At 34.4% G+C, this 22,844-nt stretch carries 20 protein-coding genes; 6 read left to right on the forward strand and 14 right to left on the reverse strand.

Annotated features, from left to right (window positions below; translation table 11 throughout):
* Positions 1 to 186 (forward strand): transposase (locus BM153_RS09065; RefSeq protein WP_177205634.1); only part of this gene is annotated, 186 nt, incomplete at its 5' end.
* A gap of 130 nt (positions 187 to 316) precedes the next feature.
* Here the strand turns inward: BM153_RS09065 and BM153_RS09070 are convergent.
* From BM153_RS09070 to BM153_RS09120, 11 genes are all read right to left on the reverse strand, one after another.
* Positions 317 to 622: a YerC/YecD family TrpR-related protein gene (locus tag BM153_RS09070; RefSeq protein WP_092872945.1), complete on the reverse strand. Its 306-nt coding sequence runs from the start codon at positions 620 to 622 to the stop codon at positions 317 to 319.
* 172 nt (positions 623 to 794) lie between these two features.
* Positions 795 to 2,156, reverse strand: coding sequence for an ABC transporter permease (locus tag BM153_RS09075; protein WP_242949107.1), 1,362 nt, complete (start codon positions 2,154 to 2,156; stop codon positions 795 to 797).
* 37 nt (positions 2,157 to 2,193) lie between these two features.
* Positions 2,194 to 3,804 carry a biotin/lipoyl-binding protein gene (locus tag BM153_RS09080; RefSeq protein ID WP_092872947.1) on the reverse strand — a complete coding sequence of 537 codons (1,611 nt, stop codon included), beginning with the start codon at positions 3,802 to 3,804 and terminating at the stop codon, positions 2,194 to 2,196.
* A 3-nt stretch (positions 3,805 to 3,807) separates the two neighbouring features.
* Positions 3,808 to 4,488 (reverse strand): ABC transporter ATP-binding protein, encoded by a 681-nt coding sequence (locus tag BM153_RS09085; RefSeq protein ID WP_092872949.1) that lies wholly within the window; start codon positions 4,486 to 4,488, stop codon positions 3,808 to 3,810.
* Positions 4,488 to 5,906: an efflux RND transporter periplasmic adaptor subunit gene (locus tag BM153_RS09090; RefSeq protein ID WP_092872951.1), complete on the reverse strand. Its 1,419-nt coding sequence runs from the start codon at positions 5,904 to 5,906 to the stop codon at positions 4,488 to 4,490. Before BM153_RS09090 ends, BM153_RS09085 begins: the two co-directional genes overlap by 1 nt.
* A gap of 178 nt (positions 5,907 to 6,084) precedes the next feature.
* Complete coding sequence (locus tag BM153_RS09095) at positions 6,085 to 7,434, reverse strand: NCS2 family permease (protein WP_092872954.1); 1,350 nt, start codon at positions 7,432 to 7,434, stop codon at positions 6,085 to 6,087.
* Positions 7,435 to 7,530: 96 nt separating this feature from the next.
* Positions 7,531 to 9,315, reverse strand: coding sequence for a vWA domain-containing protein (locus tag BM153_RS09100; RefSeq protein WP_092872956.1), 1,785 nt, complete (start codon positions 9,313 to 9,315; stop codon positions 7,531 to 7,533).
* Positions 9,316 to 9,338: 23 nt separating this feature from the next.
* The gene (locus BM153_RS09105) at positions 9,339 to 10,244 is read right to left on the reverse strand and encodes an AAA family ATPase (RefSeq protein WP_092873102.1); all 906 of its coding nucleotides are present in this window, start codon (positions 10,242 to 10,244) and stop codon (positions 9,339 to 9,341) included.
* 52 nt (positions 10,245 to 10,296) lie between these two features.
* Positions 10,297 to 11,751, reverse strand: coding sequence for a DHHW family protein (locus BM153_RS09110; RefSeq protein WP_092872958.1), 1,455 nt, complete (start codon positions 11,749 to 11,751; stop codon positions 10,297 to 10,299).
* A gap of 23 nt (positions 11,752 to 11,774) precedes the next feature.
* The gene (locus BM153_RS09115) at positions 11,775 to 13,208 is read right to left on the reverse strand and encodes an MBOAT family O-acyltransferase (protein WP_092872960.1); all 1,434 of its coding nucleotides are present in this window, start codon (positions 13,206 to 13,208) and stop codon (positions 11,775 to 11,777) included.
* 18 nt (positions 13,209 to 13,226) lie between these two features.
* Positions 13,227 to 14,504, reverse strand: coding sequence for a bifunctional folylpolyglutamate synthase/dihydrofolate synthase (locus tag BM153_RS09120; protein ID WP_143088296.1), 1,278 nt, complete (start codon positions 14,502 to 14,504; stop codon positions 13,227 to 13,229).
* A 270-nt stretch (positions 14,505 to 14,774) separates the two neighbouring features.
* Between BM153_RS09120 and BM153_RS09125 the strand changes: the two genes are divergently transcribed.
* Complete coding sequence (locus tag BM153_RS09125) at positions 14,775 to 15,338, forward strand: 5-formyltetrahydrofolate cyclo-ligase (protein WP_092872965.1); 564 nt, start codon at positions 14,775 to 14,777, stop codon at positions 15,336 to 15,338.
* Positions 15,339 to 15,601: 263 nt separating this feature from the next.
* Here the strand turns inward: BM153_RS09125 and BM153_RS09130 are convergent, their stop codons facing one another.
* Together BM153_RS09130 and BM153_RS09135 are read right to left on the reverse strand one after the other, a co-directional pair.
* Positions 15,602 to 15,826 carry a hypothetical protein gene (locus BM153_RS09130; RefSeq protein ID WP_092872967.1) on the reverse strand — a complete coding sequence of 75 codons (225 nt, stop codon included), beginning with the start codon at positions 15,824 to 15,826 and terminating at the stop codon, positions 15,602 to 15,604.
* 16 nt (positions 15,827 to 15,842) lie between these two features.
* A complete protein-coding gene (locus BM153_RS09135; protein ID WP_092872969.1) occupies positions 15,843 to 16,523 on the reverse strand; it encodes an Hpt domain-containing protein in 681 nt (226 codons plus the stop codon).
* A gap of 436 nt (positions 16,524 to 16,959) precedes the next feature.
* Here BM153_RS09135 and BM153_RS13730 point away from each other — a divergent pair, with 436 nt between their 5' ends.
* The 4 genes from BM153_RS13730 (at position 16,960) to BM153_RS09155 (ending at position 21,419) form a co-directional block, all read left to right on the forward strand.
* Positions 16,960 to 17,415, forward strand: coding sequence for a hypothetical protein (locus BM153_RS13730; RefSeq protein WP_092872971.1), 456 nt, complete (start codon positions 16,960 to 16,962; stop codon positions 17,413 to 17,415).
* Positions 17,416 to 17,462: 47 nt separating this feature from the next.
* Positions 17,463 to 18,059, forward strand: coding sequence for a GTP-binding protein (locus BM153_RS09145; RefSeq protein WP_092872973.1), 597 nt, complete (start codon positions 17,463 to 17,465; stop codon positions 18,057 to 18,059).
* A gap of 183 nt (positions 18,060 to 18,242) precedes the next feature.
* Complete coding sequence (locus BM153_RS09150; RefSeq protein WP_092872975.1) at positions 18,243 to 19,076, forward strand: DNA-3-methyladenine glycosylase family protein; 834 nt, start codon at positions 18,243 to 18,245, stop codon at positions 19,074 to 19,076.
* A gap of 24 nt (positions 19,077 to 19,100) precedes the next feature.
* Positions 19,101 to 21,419, forward strand: a complete 2,319-nt coding sequence (locus BM153_RS09155) for a cyclic nucleotide-binding domain-containing protein (protein WP_092872977.1) — start codon at positions 19,101 to 19,103, stop codon at positions 21,417 to 21,419.
* 56 nt (positions 21,420 to 21,475) lie between these two features.
* Here the strand turns inward: BM153_RS09155 and radA are convergent, their stop codons facing one another.
* On the reverse strand, positions 21,476 to 22,843 hold the full coding sequence (radA, locus tag BM153_RS09160) for a DNA repair protein RadA (protein ID WP_092872979.1): 1,368 nt from the start codon (positions 22,841 to 22,843) through the stop codon (positions 21,476 to 21,478).
* Position 22,844 lies beyond the last annotated feature (1 nt).

Consider the following 22,844-nt stretch of genomic DNA (forward strand, 5'->3'; position numbering starts at 1 on the left):
AAGTATAAGTACGGGAACCGACATTTCTGGTGCAGAGGATATTATGTAGATACCGTAGGTAAAAATGCAAAAAAGATTGAACAGTATATTCGCAACCAACTAAAAGAAGATTTAGAATATGATCAAATGTCACTAAGTGAATTTATAGATCCGTTTACGGGTCAGCCGGTAAACAAGGGCAAATAAAAAGAGGCTCTTGAGAGCCCGCCAGTAATCGTAGTGCGGCTGGCGGATTTTTCAGAGCCCCTTTAGGGGTAGCTAGTAACAGCGGCTTATAGCCGCAGAGCAAACCACCGGCTGAGCCGGTGGTCATGATTTAATCCTCTTTTTTTCCAGTATCCGACAATCTTTTAAATACCATATCATAACCATCATTTCCATAGTTTAACGAACGATTTACTCTACTGATAGTAGCTGTCGAAGCTCCTGTTTTCTCAGCAATCTCCAAATATGTCTTGTGTTCTCTGAGCATACCCGCAACCTCAAAACGCTGCGCCAATGAAATAATTTCATTAATTGTACACACATCTTCGAAAAATGTAAAACATTCATCTTCATCCTTCAAAGTTAAAATTGCCTCAAATAACATACGAACCGAGTCTGTATTTATTTTCTTGTTCATACTAGTTTGTCTCCTTGCACTAGGTTATATTAAAGTCATTCACCTCTTATAACAAACAGTATTTTACCATACTAAAGTGTTTAAGTAAACAAGATTCTTTAACGATTTAACACGTTAAAGACAAATGTCCGCACTAGAAAGAATGTTAACATTTTTTTATATTTATTTAATATTATTCGTGTCGTAATGCCTCTATAGGATTTAAATTTGCAGCCTTTCTTGAAGGAAGCAGTCCAAAAACTATACCAATAAGCATTGAGAATACAACTCCCAAAACTGCCGCCGGAACACTTATGGCTACCGGTGTTGAAGATAGCTTGGATATAGCCTGTGCCAGAACTATTCCTGCTATAACTCCTATAAGTCCTCCCAGACTTGTAAGTACAGCCGCTTCTGTTAAGAACTGAAGCATAATCTGTCCCTTTCTTGCACCAATAGCTTTTTTAAGCCCGATTTCACTGGTTCTTTCTGTGACGGACACAAGCATAATATTCATTACACCTATACCACCAACTAAAAGTGAAATACTTGCAATCCATATAAGCTGCTGATTGGTGGCAGTACTTAACTGCTGAAGCTGTTTTGCTTCTTCTAGTTTATCCTCTGCCTTATAGGAAATGCCTGATTTTGAAGAGGAACCTTCGCCTGAGATATCAGCATCACCTTTATCCCCTTCTACATCTGTCAATGTTTCCTGGTCTCCCATAGCTGCACTTTCCTGACCGGCTGGTGTCTGTTGTGATTGCGGAATCTGACTATTTAAATAATCAGCTACCGTTTTACCAGCCTTACTCATCTCGTCAGTTGTACTTGCCTTAATAAGGACATTTTGTGCCAGATCATATCCATAAATAGTCGGCCAGATACTGTAAGGAACATAAACATTTCCTCCTGCCTCTGACTGATAGCTGTAGTAATCTTCTTCTGAATTTATTACAGGTTCAAATTCTTCAGACTCTGTAACCACACCTATTATGGTAAAAGGCTCTTTTTGAATTTCAATTGTCTGACCGATAGGATCTCCGTCTATAAAAAAGGCATCTAAGGATTCATTATCTATAATAGCCACTTTTCTGTATTTAGAAATATCAGAGTCCATAAAACCTCTTCCCTGCTTTATCTTAAGTCCTGCCACATCAAAATATTTTGCTGTTGTTCCATAAACATGGCCATTACTTAATGAATTATTTTTATAATATAATCCGCTGTATACACTTGTGCTATGATATACAACTGCAGATTCTACCTCATCAAATTCTTCTATCTGATTTATAACATTTTTATCAATCTCAGGTAGCCCCAAGGCAGATACCTGAGATTCCCCGTATTCGTCTTCAGAGTTTCTTAATTCAACTTTTACCGTATTATTTCCGGAACCGATTAAATTTCGCTTTATTTGCTCATTGGTTCCTTTAATTGTAGAAACAATAGCTATAATTGCTGCAATACCTATTATGATTCCTAACATGGTAAGCAATGAACGAAGCTTATGTCCCCATATTCCCTGAAAAGATAATCGTATATTTTCTATCAATCTCTTTTTCCCCTTTCATTCAAATTCACAAATAAATTTAGAAGTCCATATCGTAGCTGTATTCTTCGCATTTGACACCTTCTTTTGCTGTATCTCCATAAGGGAAGGCTACATAATCATCCATTGTAATTCCGGAATAGATTTTAACATAATAAGAATCTGAAGACTGTCCTACAGATACTTTTCTCTTTTCCAAAACACCTTCATCATTTCTTACAAAGCAGTAATAAGTATTTCCGTCTTTTCTGACATAGGCTTTTGGTAGGTAAAAGCCCTTGTTTCCTTCGTTGTTTTTAAGGGTAATATCTGCTCCTTCGCCATTATTAAGGCCTGAAGCATCTTCTATATATGCTGTAAAAGGATAATATGATGTATTGCTATTTCCCGGTCCATAGTAATCATTATCATTGCTATTGGAAGGATATGTGGAAATATCCGTAATTTTTGCAGTAAAATAGGTACCTGTCTCCCAGGTGTTTCCGGAAATTACCTGACCTACTTTTAAGTCATTATAATCAAATTCACTAACAGTTCCGGTAACATACATTCCTGCTGCATCGCTGATAACTATCATGGGACGATCTGATGAAGGCAGCTCATCCATATTTCCGCAAGTAACAACTATTCCATCCATTTCCGCTTTTACATTGGCTTTATCAAGTTCTTTCTGAGCAGTTTCAAGATCAACCTGGTTTTCTTTTTGTGCCAGATTAAGCTGTCTGAGTTCTGAATTAATGGAGTTGATTTTATCATTTATATCCTGCTGGGTATAACCTTCTTCCTGTGGCTCCTCCTCAGGCTCATTATCAGGCTCCTCCTCAGGTTCGTCTATTACCGCTTCTGTTACCATGGTGGTTAAAAGCTTTACGCTTACCTTGTCTTTTTTCTTCATATATGGAAGCATAGAACCGTCAATGGTGGTATTTTCAAGCTTTGTTCCTGTTAATACATCTCCCTCGCGTATTTCAAAAACAGCATATTTCCCATCATTAACCTGTTCCCCTTCATCATTATAGCCACCAAGAGTATTAAATAATTCTCCTGTTACATAGCCATCCTCGGTACACAGGAATCTGTATGGATTTTTGCTACTGCCATCTCCATAATAGCTTTGGGAAATAGCATTTACCGTACCTATTGCCACAACTTTTTCCGGATTTTCTACCTTTCCGGCAATATCATCATTATCATCCGGTGTATCGGGATTATCCGGTGTGTCAGGTTCCGGTTCTTTTGGGGTAACAGGAGTCATGGTTTTAAACTTTTGAAGTTCTGCCTCTTTGTTTTTTATCTGAGTAGCTGTGTTGGTAATCTGAAGCTGCTTTTCCTGAACATTAATCTGAAGCATTTCACTTTCGTAGGTTAAAAGCACATCTCCGGCTTTTACCGTATCACCCTGTTTAACATTGACTTCTTTTAAAGTCATATCATCATCCAAATAAATGGATTGTGATTTATTGCTTTTTATACTTCCGGTAGTAGTTCCGGAGCTTTCATAATCTTCATAACCCAAATTACTTACCGACATAACCTTTGCCACAAGCTGCTGGTTTGAATAATTAATATAATATCCTACTCCACCACCAATCAGAGCAATTATTATAAGTGTAATAATTACAGCTTTGAGAATTTTCTTACCTTTTTCCATGGTCTATATCCTCCCTGTATCTTCTTCAATGATTCCGTCCTTGATAAATATGCACTTTTTAGCACAATCAGCAATTTCTCTGGAATGGGTAATCATTATTACTGTTACACCATCGTTATTAAGACTGGAAAAAAGTTCCATTATGGAATCACCTGATTTTGAATCAAGGGCACCTGTAGGTTCATCTGCCAAAAGTATCTTTGGTGAGTTTACCATGGCTCTGGCTATGGCAACTCTTTGCTTTTGACCACCTGACAACTGGGTAGGCTTAAAATTAACTCTTTCTCCCAGTCCGACTCTTTCAAGAGCAATACGGGCTTTTTCTCTTCTTTCTGCTTTCTTAACACCTGCATAAATTAGCGGAAGTGCCACATTATCAAGAGCACTTTGTGTTGCCAAGAGATTAAAATTCTGAAATACAAATCCGATTTTATTTAATCTTACATTTGAAAGCTGCTTATCATTCATTTTAGCTATATCTTCACCATCTAAAAGATATGTTCCACTGGTAGGCTTATCAAGGCATCCCACAATATTCATCAAAGTCGTCTTTCCTGAACCTGAAGGACCCATTATAGCAAGATAGTCGCCTTCTTCCACAGCTAAAGATACATTTTTTAAAACAGGAATAACAAGCTTATCCTGAAGATAATCTTTATAAATATCTTTTAATTCTAAAAGCATTAACCTTCTCCTCCTACAGCAGTAGTATCATCATCCTGTACACTTTCTTTGTCTATATTTTCGTCGCCTTCTTTAGATGGTTCTTCAAGGGAATCTACATCCTTATCTCCCATATCTCCACCTTCTAAATCTTTTATGGAATCAGAACTCCAGTCTCCTTCGCCAAAATCAGAATATTCTCCTTCGTCACCGGTTATATCTTCTGAGAAATCTCCTGCTTCTGAAACATTTGTTGTAGTTGAAAGTCCCTCTTCATATTTTGGCTGTGGCCATGCGATGTAATCATCTTCTTTAAGGCCGTCTTTTATCTCGTATTCATCAAGTTCTGCATCATAATCTCCAAGAGTAACTTTTTGTTTTACAAGTTTCTTGCCTGAATCCGCTTTCCATACATAAGCAGACTCATCTTCCTGAACAATATAGCCTGACATAAGCCAAAGACCTTCTTTTTTCTTGCTTGTCTGTCCCTGATCCATTTCAATATATACATGCTGTCCAAGTAAGAGACCTTCGCTGCTTGGAAGTGAAATATAAAAAGGATATTTTGTTGAAGTATCGCCTGATTGAGAACCATAATAATCATCATCATTATTGTTGTTATTGTTTTCGTCGTTTGACTGTGTGTCTACATTACTGATTGTACCTTCCCAGGTCTGTTTATCATCCATTCTTGATCTGATAATTACCTTGGCATCTTTTTCAATGGTATAGACATTTTGTTCGCTGACTAAACCTTTCACTCTGTAATTTCCTGATACTAAAATCGTAACAAATGCATCATCTGAAACATCTGAATTCTGGTCTGAATCTAAATTATCTGAAGATCCCGGACTTCCAACGCTTTTTACAATTCCATCAGCAGTGGAAACAACAACAGCATTATTAATAGATTCGTTAAGTCCGTCTATTTCTATCTGTTTACTGTTTTTGTCATATTGAGACTGCTTGATTTCAAGATTTAATTCCTGAATCTGAGAATTATAATCTGCCTGTTCTTCTGCAGATGCAGTTGCCTTTTGAGCATTAAGTGTATTTATCTGATCTGTATTGTCAGCAATGTCATTGTTTAATTTGTCAAGCTCAAGCTGTGCCTGCTGAAGTTTTGTATTAAGGTCTGCCGTGTCATATTTAAATAACTGATCTCCGGTTTTAACTTCCTGACCTTTTGTAACAAATACTTCTCCAACCACTTTGTCAGAGGCTTTGGCAATCTTAACAGTATCCTGAGCTTCTACAACACCTGCATAACGGTTTTGTATGCCGGTTTTATCGCCCCCTATAATTTCACTTACCTTTTCTACATAAACCAACCCTTTGGTTCCCACTACATTTCTGATACCGAAATACCAGATAAGTACTCCTGCTATTACCACAATGATAATGGCTACAGGAATCCCAATCTTTTTGTTTAACTTCATCACTTATCCTCCTGATTTATTATTATAATTGGCCGCGCAATCAGCCCTAATATATATTAAACCACATTATTAATTAAATATTTACAACTTTTTTAGTTTTTTCTTAAGAAATTTAAAAAAGACTCTGTAATTTCAATAAATTAGCCAGAGCCTTCCTTAAAATTGTATATTATTTTCTTTATAAAGCTGCGTAATTAATAATAAATATGATTGAAAGTATTATCATAAGTGTACTTAATTTCTTTTCTTTTGCCTTACCTGAAAGTAATGTAATAACTGTGTAGGAAATAATTCCAAAGGCCATTCCGTTGGAAATACTGTATGTAAAAGCTGTAGCTGCAATACATATAAATGCAGGAAAGCCCTCAGATAAATCACCAAAATCAATATTGGTTACACTCTTCATTAAAAATACTCCAACTACAATAAGTGCAGGTGCAGTAGCAAATGATGGTATGGCAGTAAATACCGGTGCTAAAAGGCATGACAGTAAGAATAAAAATCCTGTAGTAATAGCTGTAAGACCGGTTCTTCCTCCTGCTTCCATTCCGGTAGCACTTTCTACGAAGGTTGTAGTGGTAGATGTTCCAAATATGGCACCGGCTGTGGTTGCCAATGCATCTGCCAATAAGGCTCCTTTTATCTTAGGTAGTTTTCCGTTTTCATCTAACATATTGGTATTTGAAGCAAGACCGATAATTCCACCTAATGTGTCAAAAATATCTATAAATAACAGTGAAATAACAAGGGAAATATATTTTCCTATATCAACACCTGTAAAATCAAGATTAAAACACTGTCCAAAGGTAATTGACAAAGCCCCGTAATTTACATCCTTAAAGGAAGGTAAAAGACTTATTGGATATTGGAATATTCCTGTAATTTGAAGAATGATTCCTATAATCCAAACTCCAAATATACCGATAAGCATTGCTCCTTTAATGCCTCTTATCATAAGAATAATAATTGCCAAAGCTCCAATCATTGTAAGTAATATGGCAATACCCTGATTTGCAAAATCTCCGCTGATATTGGCCATTCCTACTAATGTAGATTCATCTGCAACTACTATTCCCGCATTTTCAAGACCGATTAAGGTTATAAAAAATCCAAGTCCCGTGCTTATTGCAAATTTTAAATTCTTTGGTATGGCATTAAAAATCGCTTCTCTGACATTTACCAGTGAAAGTAAAATAAATACAAGACCTTCAACAAACACTGCAAAAAGACCCAGTTTCCAGGAAACACCAAGTCCTATACATAAAGTATAAGTAAATGTGGCATTTAATCCCATTCCGGCTGCCAAAGCAAATGGATAATTTGACAATAATCCCATACAAAGACAACCAAAAGCTGCAGCTAAAGCTGTAGCTAACATAACTGCATCTTTATCCATTCCTGCATCAACTAACATAGATGGATTTACGGCAAGTATGTATGCCATGGTAATAAAAGTAGTAATACCTGCAACGATTTCTGTTTTCACATCAGTATTATTCTCTTTAAGTTTGAACAATCGTTCAAGCATATAAGTTCCTCCTTCTTGTAACCCTTAAGGGGTATTCATAAAACAACGGAGAACATTATATCATATAGGCAAATTTTACACAATTTTTTTATTGCACTATGTGTCAGTAATTTGTTTTTTCAAATAAACACTTACTATATTGGAAAAATTGTTTATGTCTCTGATATAGGCAAAATCTTTTCCAAATATCTTCTTTTCTGCTATCAAATCTTCTTCATGCCCGGTAAAAACTCCTAATACAGAAATACCAAGACTTCTGCACTTTCTTATCTCTAAGGCAGTATCATTTATGGCAGCTTTTCCTATGTAAGGTTTCGCCTTTGCGGCTCCACTTCTTTTAATGGCAACATCATTTGGCTTACCATCACTTAATATAATAAGTATTTTATTGTCCTCTTCTCTTTGAATAAGGGAATCTGTAGCCGCCCTTATGGCAAGACCGTCTCTGTTATTTGAAGATACCAGAAATTTTAATATTTCTTTATCCTTAGATTCCGGGTCATCGTACTCTCTGAATCTTTGCATTATTGTATAATTCCAAAAAGTTGAAAATCCCATTACCCTGTGGGCTATTTTAGCCTGACTAAGTGCGGCGCTTATAATATAGGCCTGAATTGCAACTTTAGGTGCCTGTTTTCTTTGTGAACCTGAGGAATCTATTAAAATATCCACCACAAAGCGGGAATTATCTTTTCTTATTTCTTTTGAAAAAATCCTGTCATCCCTTACCCTTCCAAGTCTCCACAATCTTGAAGGAACAATTAACCCGTTATCAGATAATTCAAATTCTCGTTGATTCCTGAAAATAAGGGAATGTTTCAAGGTGGATGCAAGATGTGAAATATTCTTTTTTACAACCCTGAAATTATTATTTAATTCAAATTGATTGTTGGATATCATCCTCTGGGCATATTTATACTGGTAATTTACCTTTACGGGATTTGCCAAAATCCCTTCTGTAAAATACAGTCTGCAATTTGTATGCATTCCACGGCAAATTCTATTATTTAAACGCTTTTGCTCATTTTCATTTAAATATGACCTTCCATAATTTAGCTCTACATAGCTATATATTTTTTCTACATCTTCTTCTGTATAGGCTCTTATGGATGAATTATTTTTTCGTTCTTCTTCTTTTTCCTTTTTTTCTTCCGGTGTATTTGCTATGTCAGAAAGTTCACTTTCAATGTCTTCCATATATCTTTCCAACATATCCTCATACATCTCGTCATTTAAAAAGTCCTTCCAGTCATATTCTGAAAGTTCTTCCATGGTAACAGACAATACCTTTTCAAGGTCACCATGTTTTTTTTCGAAAGTATTGTCAATGCAGCTATTATAAATGTAATCAACTGCTTCAATTATTTTTCTTGAGTCTGTGACATTTTCTAAAGACTGTATCAGTTTTACATATTCATCAATATTCTGACTTGCTCCGTTTGAAAATCCCAACTCCTGCTTTAATACTTCTATCTTTATTCTGCCTAAAAAAGTGGCTGTCATTTTGTCAAATTTGTATTCCAAAATATCTTCGTAGGCTTGTTTTCTAATGGCTAAAACACCTGGTCTGTCCTGGCATAAAGCATCTTTTATTGCAGAATCTACACACATTTGCATAATATACATAAGATAATCTTTATCCCCCGAAAGGAATACTTTTTTAACAATGTAGGTAGAAAGTGCCTCTTTATCAAGATATTTCGCAAAAGCCCCCTGTTTTATGGCATCATAAAGTCCAATGTATTTTGATAGCTTAAAGGATTCCAAATCAGGAGTAATGCTCATATTATAATCCCCGCTGACTGTCCAGCAGAGGTTTCTTATCCTGTTTTCTGCTTCAAGTTCATATTCGTCCTTAAAGTAATCTATTTCTTCTTCCATAGGCTTTTACTCCTTTATGCCTCTTAAAAGACATCAAAACACTCCATTGAATCAGGAATTCTTGTCATGACCACATCACCTACAATATCCCTTTCAAATCCATCAAAGCTTTTATTGGTTATCCCCATACTTACCGCACTAACAGGCTTTAATCCACATCTTATAGTTCTTAAAGCCGCAATAATACCTCTTAAATCCAAAGGTTTTGTGGAAATTTCCCCGTTTTCAGCCTTTTTTTGAAGGTCCATAAAGAGTTTTGTAAATTGTAAAAGTGCTTCTTTTTTTGCATCTGGAAATTCATTTTCAAATATTTGCATAAGAGTTTCCTCTTTTATTGAAGGCATATCAATAACCATAAATCTTGAAACCAAAGCCTCATTAAGTTCTCTGGTTCCTACATAGCCGTAATTCATTGTTCCGATAAAACGACAGGCATCATTTAGATGAATTTTGTCATAGCCTGGAACATCAATTATTTTTCTATGGTCAAGAACGGAATGGAGTACTGAAACCGCATCATTTTTGGCCATGTTAATCTCGTCTAAAATACAAAATCCCCCGTATAAAGCACTTAAATACACCGGACCTTTTCTTAATTTGACTTTATTATCTTCAAAAGTATCTGTTCCTATAAGTACATTACTGTCTATATTTACATGAAAAGAAATATTGTATTGGGGTCTTCCGAAAATATATGCCAGATTTTCCGCCAGAACATTTTTTCCGGTAGCCTTGGCACCGCAAAGAAGAATATTTTCACCTTCCAGTATGGCGCTTATTGCCATTTCCAGTATTTCCTTACCATAAAAATTCATTTGGGGTTTTTCTATTCTTGATTTTTCACTTTCAAAAACCTGGTATTTTTCTCTAAATTCTATAACTTTTTGAATAAGATTTTCATTAACTCCCTGTTCTCTTAAAAATTCCATATAAATCCTTTTTTCCGTTTTTTTTACGGTTATCCTTTCTCCCAAAGACAATTTATTGTATAAGATTTCGCATCTCATCTACACGACTTTGAGTATTTGTAGCAATTATGGTATTAATAAACAATACATCATTAATTCCTTTTTCATTGACAAAATTTGTCAGTTTTTCATTTGAGCTTCTGTAATCTATTACATAAACATATTGATAATCGTCCACTAAAAAAGGAACAAGGGCATTTCCATAGGACTCTTTTATAACAAGAATACTGCTTCCATCAGTTTTTTGAGGATTTTCAATAATTGCCAAAGGATTATCCCCACCTATAAAAGTGCTGTATTTTGTTGCTGTATTCCAATTTGTTACATCACTGATTATATTCCAATTTACCGGATTTCCATCTTTTCCATAAAATGTCATTACATTTGTGGCATCAGGTATATAAGCCCTGACGGTATCCGGCTGTGACAAAGCATCCATTTTACCGCTTTGTGCATAAAAAGTACCGAGAAATCCCTCATAATCAACGCTTTGATAAGAATCAATACTTCTTGCCTTTTCACCCTTTGCTTTCTTAAACTGACTATATGCATAATAAGCTCCAAGAGCGGTCCAATGGTGGTCTGTTCTAAAATATATATATTCATCATTGTGTTTTCTTAAAGTGTCAAAAATCTTAACAGGCTCAACCTTTTCAGTTAAACCTGAGTACATATATTTAATGGCCTTATTCTGGTCACTGGAATTCAAATTTTGTCTTATGGAATCCTTTAATGTAATATCCATGCTGTTTGGCACAATCATATCATACACTTTTGTATTATCAGGCAAGCATGATGAAAGTGTATTTATTGTATCAACATAAGCATCGGAAGTAGCCTGGGAAAATCCATAATACTCATAACAAGCATTTCCTGCTATAAATATCGCTCCCATAGACTGGGTTGATAATTCTTCATCCGTAGTATTTTCGATGTTTTCATCCTTATTATTTTCGTCTTTTGCCTGGTCAGATTCTGAAGAATTTTCATTATTCTTATCTTTTTCTTCTTTAATCTGTTTATCTATGGCTGTTTTTTCTTCGTATGCTATATCATCTTTGGTAATATCGCTTTTGGTTTTTTCATCATCTGAATTATCTTTTTTGATGCATTCCCTGGTTTTCTTTTCTGATTTTTCAGCCACCTCAGGAATAACATCACCTTTTGAAACACTTCCTTTGATGATGTTGGCTTTTACCCCTTCTAAGGAAGTAACTGCAGTATTTGCTGATACAAGCTGATCCCTAAAAGGAAATGTATCGGAATACCAGCTGCTTATGGCTGAAAAATACGAGCCATCTAAAAATGTTTCTATTGTAAATTCAGGAAATGAATCCAGCTTCCTTTTTTCCACATCAGAAAACTCTGGTCTTAAAGGGATAATCAACGCAATATTAGCAATACAAAAAAGAATAAACAAGAAAAGTTTTGTCTTTAATGCATAACATTTTTTCTTTTTCTCAGACATAACCCTATTTACCCCACTGTTTTTTAAAATTTAAAGTATAAAAATGGATTATAACTGTTTCCTACCAGGGCCATTGTTGACAATGCCAATAAAAATGTAGGAAAAACAATTTCCATTATACTTGCTGTTTTCTCGTAAAATTCGTTTCCGACAACAAGTGATGCATATTTATTTATAACATATCTTACTACAGGTGTTGATGCTAATATACAAATCGCCAGAAAGAAGCAATAATTTAACATCAGTATCCCCGTTTCATAACCCCAAAGCTCGTTATTGTTCAGGCCAAACATACCTGACAAAACAGAAAGCATTTCAAAAGGATTTTCAAACTTAAAAATCACCCAGCCCAGTAAAATTACAAAAAGAGCATAGAATCTTGATAAAAACCCTGGCAATTTTTTTAACTTATCCTTTAAAAACAGGTGCTCTATGGTGATAAATATGAAATAATATATTCCCCATAAGCAATAGTTTATTCCGGCTCCGTGCCAGATTCCTGTTAAAGTCCATACTATAAAAAGGTTTAATACAGTTCGTTTATGGCTTTTTTTACTTCCACCTAAAGGAATATATACATAATCCCTGAAAAATGAGCTAAGAGAAATATGCCATCTTTTCCAGAACTCTCTTATACTTTTTGAAATATAAGGATAATTAAAATTCTCTCTAAAATGGAAACCGCACATTAATCCCATTCCGATTGCCATATCCGAATATCCCGAAAAATCAAAGTAAATCTGGAAGGTATAAAAAATCATTCCTAACCACAACGAAGCCACGGGAGTAGTGCTTATGGCATCAACTCCCTCAGGGATAAATTCAGCAAATACCTGTCCACAGGTATTTGCCAATAATACTTTTTTACCTAGTCCTATGGCAAATCTTGTAATGCCGCTTTCAGCTCCAATAAATGTGAAACTGCGGTTTTCAATTTCATTTGAAACATCCCTATATCTGACAATAGGTCCTGCAACGCACTGAAAAAACAATCCTGCGTACAGTAAAAGCTTTAGATATTCTTTTTGAGCTTCACTTTTTTTTCGGTAAACATCCACTACATATGATATAAGCTGAAATGTATAAAAGGAAATCCCTACAGGAATCACTATATTTATAACTTCTTTAGGCATTCCCGTCAAAGAATTTGTCAGCCTTAAAATCGGTGATAGATACTTAAATACCGCCAACACAAGAAGACTTATTGTAACACTTCCTATAAGCCATTTTTTTCTAATACTGTCATCTTCACTATCTTGAATTTTCAAAGCGGCCTTATAACTAATAAAGACCATAAAAAGCATCAATATCAGATAGGACGGCGATGAAAAACCGTAAAATATCATTGAAAATACCAGCAATACTTTGTTTCTGTTATTTACATTTTCCGTTGCCAGGTAAAAAAGTATACACAATGGCAGGAAAAAATATACAAAAATTAAACTGGAAAATACCATTGGACACTCCGCCTTATTTTATTTTTTATTGTAAAAATACTTCTTAATATCCCCTGAAAGATACAAAGAACCTATGGCACAGATAACACCATCCTTACCTGCGTGATTTAAAGCCATTTCAATCCCATCTGACAATTCTACGCATCTGTGAACCTCAACTTTTGATTCTTTTGTAACAAGTCTTGCCAGGGCATCGGCATTCAAAGCCCTGCTTTCGCAATCCGGCGCTACTGCAATAAACTCCCTTGCATGAGGTATAACCATGGAAATCATTGATTCAAAGTCCTTATCAGCCATTACCCCAACCAGAAAAATGATTTTTTTATTTCCAAATAAGGTGGTCAGGCTTTCAATAGTGGCATTTACCCCTTGAGGATTATGACCTCCATCAAGTATAAATACCGGACTTTCACTGACAACTTCAAATCTGCTTATCCATTTTGTATCCAAAAGTCCCTGTCTTATTGCATCATCACTGATATTGTAAGAACAGGTTCTTAAAGCTTCTACTATTTTTAAAACCAATGCGGCATTTTTTCTCTGATAAACTCCTGAAAGTCCGATTTTTAAAGATTTTAAATCCTTATAATCAAAAACCTGCCCCTTAAGGTTAATATCTTTGGGAATAATTTCGTCATCTTCACTTATGAATAATTCTACATTATTCTGGTCACATACATCACGTACTACTTCAATAATTGACGGTTTTTGGTTATAAATAACACATTTACAGCCATTTTTTATTATCCCGGACTTTTCTTTGGCTATTTTTTCAACCGTATCACCCAAAAACTGTGTATGATCCAAATCTATCGCCGTTATAACAGACACCACCGGTGAAGGAATTACATTAGTGGAATCCAGTCTTCCTCCTAGTCCTACTTCCAAAACGACAATATCACATTTTTCCCTTTTAAAATATTCAAAACCCAGTGCTGAAATCAGTTCGAATTCTGTAGGATGTCCCTTCATGGCCTCAGCAAATGGTTTCATATAATTAATAAGCTCAGTAACTTTTTCATCGCTAATATCTTCACCGTTTATTTTAAATCTCTCATTAAACTTTACAATGTGTGGCGAAGTATAAAGTCCTGTTTTATATCCGGCTTTTGTAAGTATTGAAGCCAACATTGCGGCTGTTGAACCTTTTCCGTTAGTTCCCGCAATATGTATATATTTAAGTTCCTTGTGGGGATTACCCATAAGTTCCAATAACTCACTTTCCCTTTCCAAGCCCGGCTCGCAGTCTGTCCAGGCGATACTGTGAATATAATCTAAACTTTCTTCGTAATCCATTTTTTCATCCCAATTGCTATGCAATTACCCTTCCGTACATATATTTTTAAAGCAGATATTTTCACTTTTTAAATGAACCAAAATTGGCTTTAAAGTCAGAAAAAATCTGTATTCATAAAGAGAATTTTAGCACAAGAAAATAAGTATGTCCACCCGTTAAGCCTTTTCTGATTTGTGCAGTTTTTTAGTTGAATTTGTGATAAAATACTTAAAATAGAATTATATTTTTAATATTTTTAGAAAAATTCTAACTTAAACGGAGGGTAGAAGATGGTAAATAAAACAGAAATAAGAAAACAAATTAAAGCCAAAAAGAAAGAACTTAGCAGACAACAGGTTGTTGATTACAGCACTCAGATTGCTAAACGCATGATTGAAAGTGACTTTTATAATGAAGCTGATGTTATTTATCCTTATATTGCTTATAATCAGGAGGTTATAACAGATCTTATCATTGAGGATGCTTGGAAAAAAGGGAAAAAAGTTGCAGTTCCAACAGTTGTAGGGGATGTAATGGACTTCTTTTATATAACAAATTTTGATGGTCTTAAAAAAAGCGATATGGGAATTCCTGAACCGGTTCCAAGTGATGAAACTTTAGCCAAGGGAAGCCCTAAAGTTCTTATAATAATGCCAGGTCTTGCCTTTGACCGCAATTTTAACAGAATCGGTTATGGTGGAGGATACTATGACAAATATCTGGATTCCCACAAGGAAACAGAGTTTTTAAAGGTAGCTTTGACTTATGACTTCCAGATTTTGCCTCATCTTGAAACAGAAGAACATGATTATAAAGTTGATGCCATAGTAACTCAATCAGAAATCATCAGATAATTTATTTTTAATTAATAATTTTAGCCGTGATTAAACAACTGTTTTTTATTTTTCAGGCTGATTGCAAAAAAGCTTCGTGCTTAAAGTATAAAACTTCCCATAAGTATGAAGTTTTTTTGTGATATTTTTTTAGTAAATTAACAAAGAAAATCAAACAATTCCAAAAGAAAAATCCCTCTGCTGATATAACAGGCTGAGGGACTTTACTTTTAATATCAAACAATACAATTTATTAATTTGTAAAGAAAAAAATTTCCATCTTTTTACTTTGTACGGTATTTTTCAATCAATTTTTTCATATGCGTATTTTTCAACTGGTTTTCTTCATTAAGTCTTTTTATTTCATCTTTTAGATATTTAACATAGTCCCTGGCAAGAGGAACTCCACATCTTACTGCGATATCTTCATGTTCTTCCATATCATCAAGCCATTTATTTAGTGAACGGTATCTGATATCATTGTAAGTATTATCCGGTTTTACAAACATTTTTCTTTTTCTCTCCTTAAAGCAGGCTGTTTAATACCTCTAAGACTGTATCCGCTGAATCTCCGGTATTGTCTGCTTTAGTAACTACAGTTCCTTCCTCTCCGGTTTTATAAATGACAATAGGTATATCTTTTACCCCCTTGATTTTAAGTAAAATATCATCATTTAAATCCTGAGTATCATCAGTAATAACCACTGCATCTGCGTCTTTTTTAGCCACATATTTTTTTACCCATACAAGGCTTTTTGATGCAGCACACTTATATTCTGACTCAATAACATCCTTTAGATTCTGGATAACATCAGTATCTCTTCCTGCTATAACAACTGTTTTTTCTTCATTATTTATAGCTCTTTTTACACTTAATACTGTCTTTCTGTAATGTTCTAACAAAGCATCTGTTTTTGCCTCTATTACATCTTTGTCCTTTGCCTTTCCTGCAAGTTCCAGTTCATAAGCTTTTTCCCCCAATTCATATGCACCTATAGACCTGGCTTCGCTTTTTAAGCCGTGAACAAGCACAGCATACTCCTGGTATTTGCCTTCCGCTTTATATTTTTTGATATTTGAAGATTTTTCCTCATAGTCTTCACAAAATACTGACAAAACGAGGATATACTGCTCTCTTCCATTACAATTAGTAATACCTTTTTGAACATCTAATTCAGGCGGCAATACTCTTTCGTTAAAATCCATAGCTAACCCTCCAATACATTTAATATCAATCTATCATAACCACTCCTATTTTGTAAAAATCCTGATATTAATAAGTTTCTCTTTTATTATAACTCATTTTTAATAGAAATTTAATTCTTTTTATTTTCATAAAATATTTCGTCATTTCCCGAAATAAAATAAATAGCAATCTTAAATAAAGTTTAATTATTTGACCATTTAAAATAACCATTTTCCTACTAAAGTATTTATAATGAAAATACTTTCCCTAAAAAAAACATTATTATCCCCAATTTTACCCGTCATATTTAGACTTTTTTTAGGCATTTAGTTGCAAGTAATTTGCAATTAGAATAAAATATTTTTATAAACAAAACATTAATTCATTGTTCGCTTTATGTGAAAGGTTGTCTTATGTTTTGCATACATTTTTTAAGATAAAAGGGGGTACTTAAAAATGAGTCATCACGAACATGAACACCATCATGACCATGAGCATTGCCATGAACACGATCATCATCATGAGCACGACCATCATCATGAGCACGATCACCATGACGAAGAAATTGAAATCCATTTTCATGAAGGAGCAATTGTTGCATCAGGAGGGCGTGAAATTCCGGAAGATTATGATGAAATCTCAAAAAAAACATCTGAGTGTATGAAAAAACTTGCGCTGTGGGTAGAAGAAAATGAAGGTATTATAGGGCATATTAAAGCCTATCTGGAAATTGTAGGACCGGGGGCAATGTTATCCATTACAGATTCCGAGGGTAGTGTCTGTGTGAAAAACAATGATTCCAAAAAAGTAAAATTAAGCATTGCTACCATAGTTTTTGCTGTTGATGCAAAAAAGCTTAAGAAAAAACTTTTAGAAATCCTTGATGACATTACAAAAAAGACTGCGGACTAAGCTTTATATTTAAATTTCTGATTTTATGATTAAAAGGAGAAAGAATAATGAAAATACTGATTCTTGGGGGTTTTTTAGGTTCAGGTAAAACCAGTGTTCTTATGAGCCTTGCACATTATATAGTGGACAATTCCACTTCTGATTCATCAACCAAAGTTGCCATAATAGAAAATGAAATCGGCGAAACCGGTATTGATGATAAATTTATCAGAAATGACGGTTATAATGTTGAAAATCTTTTTTCAGGTTGTGCATGCTGTTCTCTTTCCGGGGAATTGATGAGTGCAATTAACAATATAGAAAAAAACATGAATCCTGAATATCTCATAATAGAAGCAACAGGTGTGGCTTTTCCGGGAGATATTAAAGAAAAAATCAAAGACATTCTTAAAAAGGATTCCAAAATAATTGTTATATGTGATTCAAAAAGATGGAAAAGACTGTTAAATGCCATGAGCAATTTAATAGAGGGACAGCTTGATTTTGCTGATAATATACTCATTAACAAGATTGATCTGGTTGAAAAGGATGTTGTAGAAGCTGTAAAAGAAAGCATTACAAAATTCAATTCTACAGCACCGTTATATGAAGTTGCTGCTACTAATGGTATTGATAATTCTATCTGGAATAATATTTTAAAATAAAAATTTGTAAAAAAATCAGCCCGGATAAAGATAATTTCTTTGTTCGGGCTGATTTTTTTCATGAAATAGCCGTTTTGTAACATTTGTTTTTGATTTTTTTGAAAATTGGGTCTAGTATGACTAATGCAAAATAATTATAATAGGGATATGACTTTTTTTCCGACACTTTATAAAGGAGACAAAATGGTAACAGTTAAACTAAATGATTTTAATCTTGAACAAATCGCAGACAGTGGTCAATGTTTTCGCATGAATAAAATTTCAGACAATGAATATTTTCTTATAGCTTTTGGAAAATGTTTAAAGATTTCTGCTCTTTCAAAGGATGAATTTGCCTTTGATTGCAGTAAGAAGGATTTTGACACCATCTGGAAGGACTATTTCGATCTGGATACGGATTATTCCCTATACAAAAACAGTGTGGATAAAAATGATATTTTTTTACAGGAGGCAATAAAATACGGCTATGGTATCAGGATTCTTCGTCAGGAATTATGGGAAACAACCATTTCTTTCATAATATCCCAGCGAAAATCAATTCCTGCAATTAAATCCGCAATTGAATCCTTGTCTGCTTCATTTGGTAGTCCGATATATTATAAGGATGAGGTATTTTATGCTTTTCCTACCCCTAAACAGTTAGCTATTTCAAGTTTAGAAGAACTTTCAAAGCACGGTTTAGGCTACAGGGATAAATATATACATCAGCTTTCAAATAATGTATCATCAGGTGAATTTGACCTTGATAAGGCAAAGAATTTAAATTATGATGATGCTTTTAAATTCCTGACTTCAATTTACGGGATTGGGACAAAGATTGCAAACTGTATTGCCTTGTTTTCCTTACATAAAATCGAAGCATTCCCAATAGATGTCTGGATTAAAAGAATTTTAGAAGATGAATATAATAATAATTTTGACATTTCCCGCTATGATGGCTATGCCGGAATATTACAGCAATACATGTTTTATTATGCAAGAAGCAGGGAATATTCAAAAATTCAAAAGAATAAATAATTACTTTTCTCAGGAGGGGATCAAATGAAATCAGTTGTTTATAAAAAACGACAACAAATATACACACCTTCAGATGCCATAACCCAAATCAGCATCGTAAAACAAGGAAGAGTCCAAATAGATTATGGATATTTCAAAATGGTTGTTTCAGCCGGATATGTATTAGAGGGCTGTGAACTTTTTCATAAAGAATATATGGCATCTTATACAGCTGTTGAAGAAACAGAACTTTTACTGGTGGATTTTGTGGAAATGAACAGTCTTTATAAGTTTTTGACTGTAAAACCTAACTTCACCAAAACCATAGTCAACTCTTCACTGAATATTTTTATTCAAAATTTAAATAAATATAATATTTTAAAAACAGGCTGTGATGACCTTTTTAAATATATTACAAAGGAATATAAGGAATACAAGTATCTGTGTAACAGACTTTCCATTACATCCAAAAATATCAGAGCCATAGATACTTTAAGGCATTACTCTCCTACGGATAGTTTTCCTGCTTATTTAAGGGAGCATTATAACAGCCTTGCAAAGCTTCCTGCTGAAACCAGGTATGCCATGTTAAATCCAAATCCTGCCACCTGCACAGCTACTATTCATTATTTTGGAATGGATTTTTCAAAGCTTTATGCCATTAATAAGGAAATGAAGGAATATAATCAAAAATGTTTAAATATTCTTATTAATGAAACCGGTGATGACTTTTTTAATACCATTTGTGATTTATCAATAAAACTACATGAAAGTAACGGAAACTTTAAGCCTATTGATGAAAAATATGAAGCCCTTAAGAAGCTTCTTTTGGAATCATATCTGGTGGATGATGATTTACTTAAAGAAAGAATTTCTGCTTACGAAAAAAACATATCTGAAATCAGGGCCGGCAATATTCTTGATAATGTGGAGGAAAACTTTATTCCTGATGAAAATATACTGGAAGATGATGATGAAATCATGAATTATCTTGCAGGTTCCCTTGACCAGATACTTGAATACTCAGAACTTGACAGTGAAGTTACTGATGCTTTCAAAAAGAATTTTCAGGAATTTTCTGCTTTTCCAAACAAAAACTCTACAGATGATGATGTAAGAATAGTCCGTAAAAGAATCGGAGATAAATTTAATGATATTTATAAAGCCTGCATAATTAAGAGTCTTACCACTTTAAATACTCCTGTATTACTAAAGATGTTTTTCCTCTTTGGATACATGGATGAAAATATCGCAGGCAGAGAAAATGCCATTACATTATTTAAGTGTGCTCAAAATTCCATTTTTGATAACAACAGCAATGTACTTACCTTCTATCAATGGCTGGAGAAAATTTATGACGGTGAAGTAGAGCCTTCAAAAAATACCTTTGATACGGAATATGTTGCAGATTTGCGTACCAAAAAAAGAAGTGGGGATATTACTGAAGCAGAATATAATGAGCTTTTAGTAGATCCAAAGGCAAAATGTATATTCGAAATCGATAATATGTTTAAAACCTGTAATCAGACCACTTTTGGAAGAATTACAACTTTCTTTCCTATATTTGCAGAATACAACCTTATGAAGCCTTTTGATGCAGCTTACCTGGAGGAATCCACTATTAATTCCGTTTTGGAAGATATTACAGATGTTGATTATATGGCTTATTACAGAGAAATATTATATACCGGTGATGAATCTATTAAGTCATTATATTATGAAAAAGAAATCAAACCATATATTATTCTTATGCCAAATATCGGAGGTCGAGGTGTAATGTGGCAGGAAATTTCCGGAAGCTACAGAGATACTCCTGCAAGAATGATGCTTTCTATCCTCTTTGTTGAAAAATTAGAGGATGTAATGCTTAAGCTTACCGGGGAATTTCGCTGGGAAATGTGTCGTAGAAATGAAGGTGCCCGTTGGAATGATGTATCCTGTCAGTCTCTTACAGCAGAATTTTTTGATTATATTCAATTTTACAAGAAAAATCATGAATTATCTTCTGAGGCCAAGGAAAAAACCAAAACTCTTATCCAGCGTTCAAGAAATAGCCTTAAGGAGATTTTTACATCCCAATATGCCATCTGGATTAAGAATGAGTGTAAAAATGCTTCACCTCGTTTAAATAAAGTTGAAAGAAGAATTATGTTTTCATATTGCTATCCTTCAAGAAAATACAGGACAGTTATGGGAAAGAGTCCAATCTTCTCACAATATCTTGAAAGACTTAATATTCTTCAGGCAAAAAAAGCCCATAGCATTAATCTTTTATTTGCAAAGATTACCAAAGAGGGCGGAACTATTAGTCCTGAACTGGAAGAATACAGGGCACTTTATGTAAATCCTGCAAATGCAAAATAAATATACCTAAAAAAACAAGCTGATGCTTTAGAATTATTCTAAAGCACCGGCTTTTTTTATAAGGCTTTAATAGCCTCTGATACATCTTTTACACCAATAATTTTTATACCGGATATCTTTTTTAGAGAATTTGCAGAAGTTTCAGGAAGTATTACCTTTTCAAATCCCAGTTTTTTTGCCTCTAATACTCTTTGCTCTGCCATATTTACCATACGGACTTCTCCACTTAAGCCTATTTCCCCGAATGCCACCAGTTTTTCATCTATAGGAATGTTCTTAAAGCTTGAATACATTGCCAAAGCTATTCCTAAATCTATGGCCGGTTCTTTTATTTTAAGTCCTCCGGCGATATTTACATATGCGTCACAAAAGGACATTTTTACCCTTGCTCTTTTTTCCAAAACCGCCATTAAAAGATTTACCCTTTTTAAATCTATACCATTGGCAGTTCTTTGGGGAATTTGAAAACTGGTTTCGCAAATGAGGGCCTGAACTTCTAAAAGTATGGGACGACTTCCCTCCATGGAACATGAAGCTATAGAGCCTGTGGCATTTTCAGGGCGACCACTTAACATATATTCCGATGGATTATTCACCTGTCTTAAGCCGTCCTCATTCATTTCAAATACTCCCACTTCATTTGTAGAGCCAAATCTGTTTTTTACACTTCTAAGAACTCTGTAAGAGGCGTATCTGTCACCTTCAAAATATAATACAGTATCCACCATGTGCTCTAACACTCTAGGGCCCGCTACTGTTCCTTCTTTTGTAACATGACCTACTATTACAATGGTTGTACCTACCTCTTTTGCAAGACGCATTAAAATCCCTGTAGATTCCCGGATTTGGGAAACGCTTCCTAATGAAGCCGTAACATTTGCATTATACATTGTCTGAATTGAGTCAATTACCACAAAATCAGGGGAATTATTAATTATTTCTCTACTGACATCACTTAAATCCGTTTCGCAATACAGATACATGTCTTTTGAAAAATCTCCTAATCTTTCTGCCCTCATTTTTATCTGCTGTAAGGATTCTTCCCCAGATACATAAAGGACTTTTTTATCCTGATTTGCCAGATTTTTGCATACCTGTAAAAGCAGGGTGGATTTTCCAATTCCCGGGTCTCCCCCCAGCAAAATAAGGGAATTTTTAACTATTCCTCCCCCTAAAACCCTGTCTAATTCCTCCATTTTTGTCGAGGTTCTTGAAAATTCATCATAATTTACATCTTTTAATTTTGTTGGTCTTGTTTTTGGTAAATCCGAAGAGATTTCTCCGGACAGATTAGTATCATTTTTAATAACTTCTTCTACAAAGGTGTTCCATTGGCCGCAGCCCGGGCACTGTCCCAACCATTTTGTAGACTCGTGCCCGCACTCCTTGCAAAAGAAAACTGTTTTTTCTTTTTTTCTTGCCATA

The organism is Acetitomaculum ruminis DSM 5522 (assembly GCF_900112085.1).
Lineage (GTDB): Bacteria > Bacillota > Clostridia > Lachnospirales > Lachnospiraceae > Acetitomaculum > Acetitomaculum ruminis.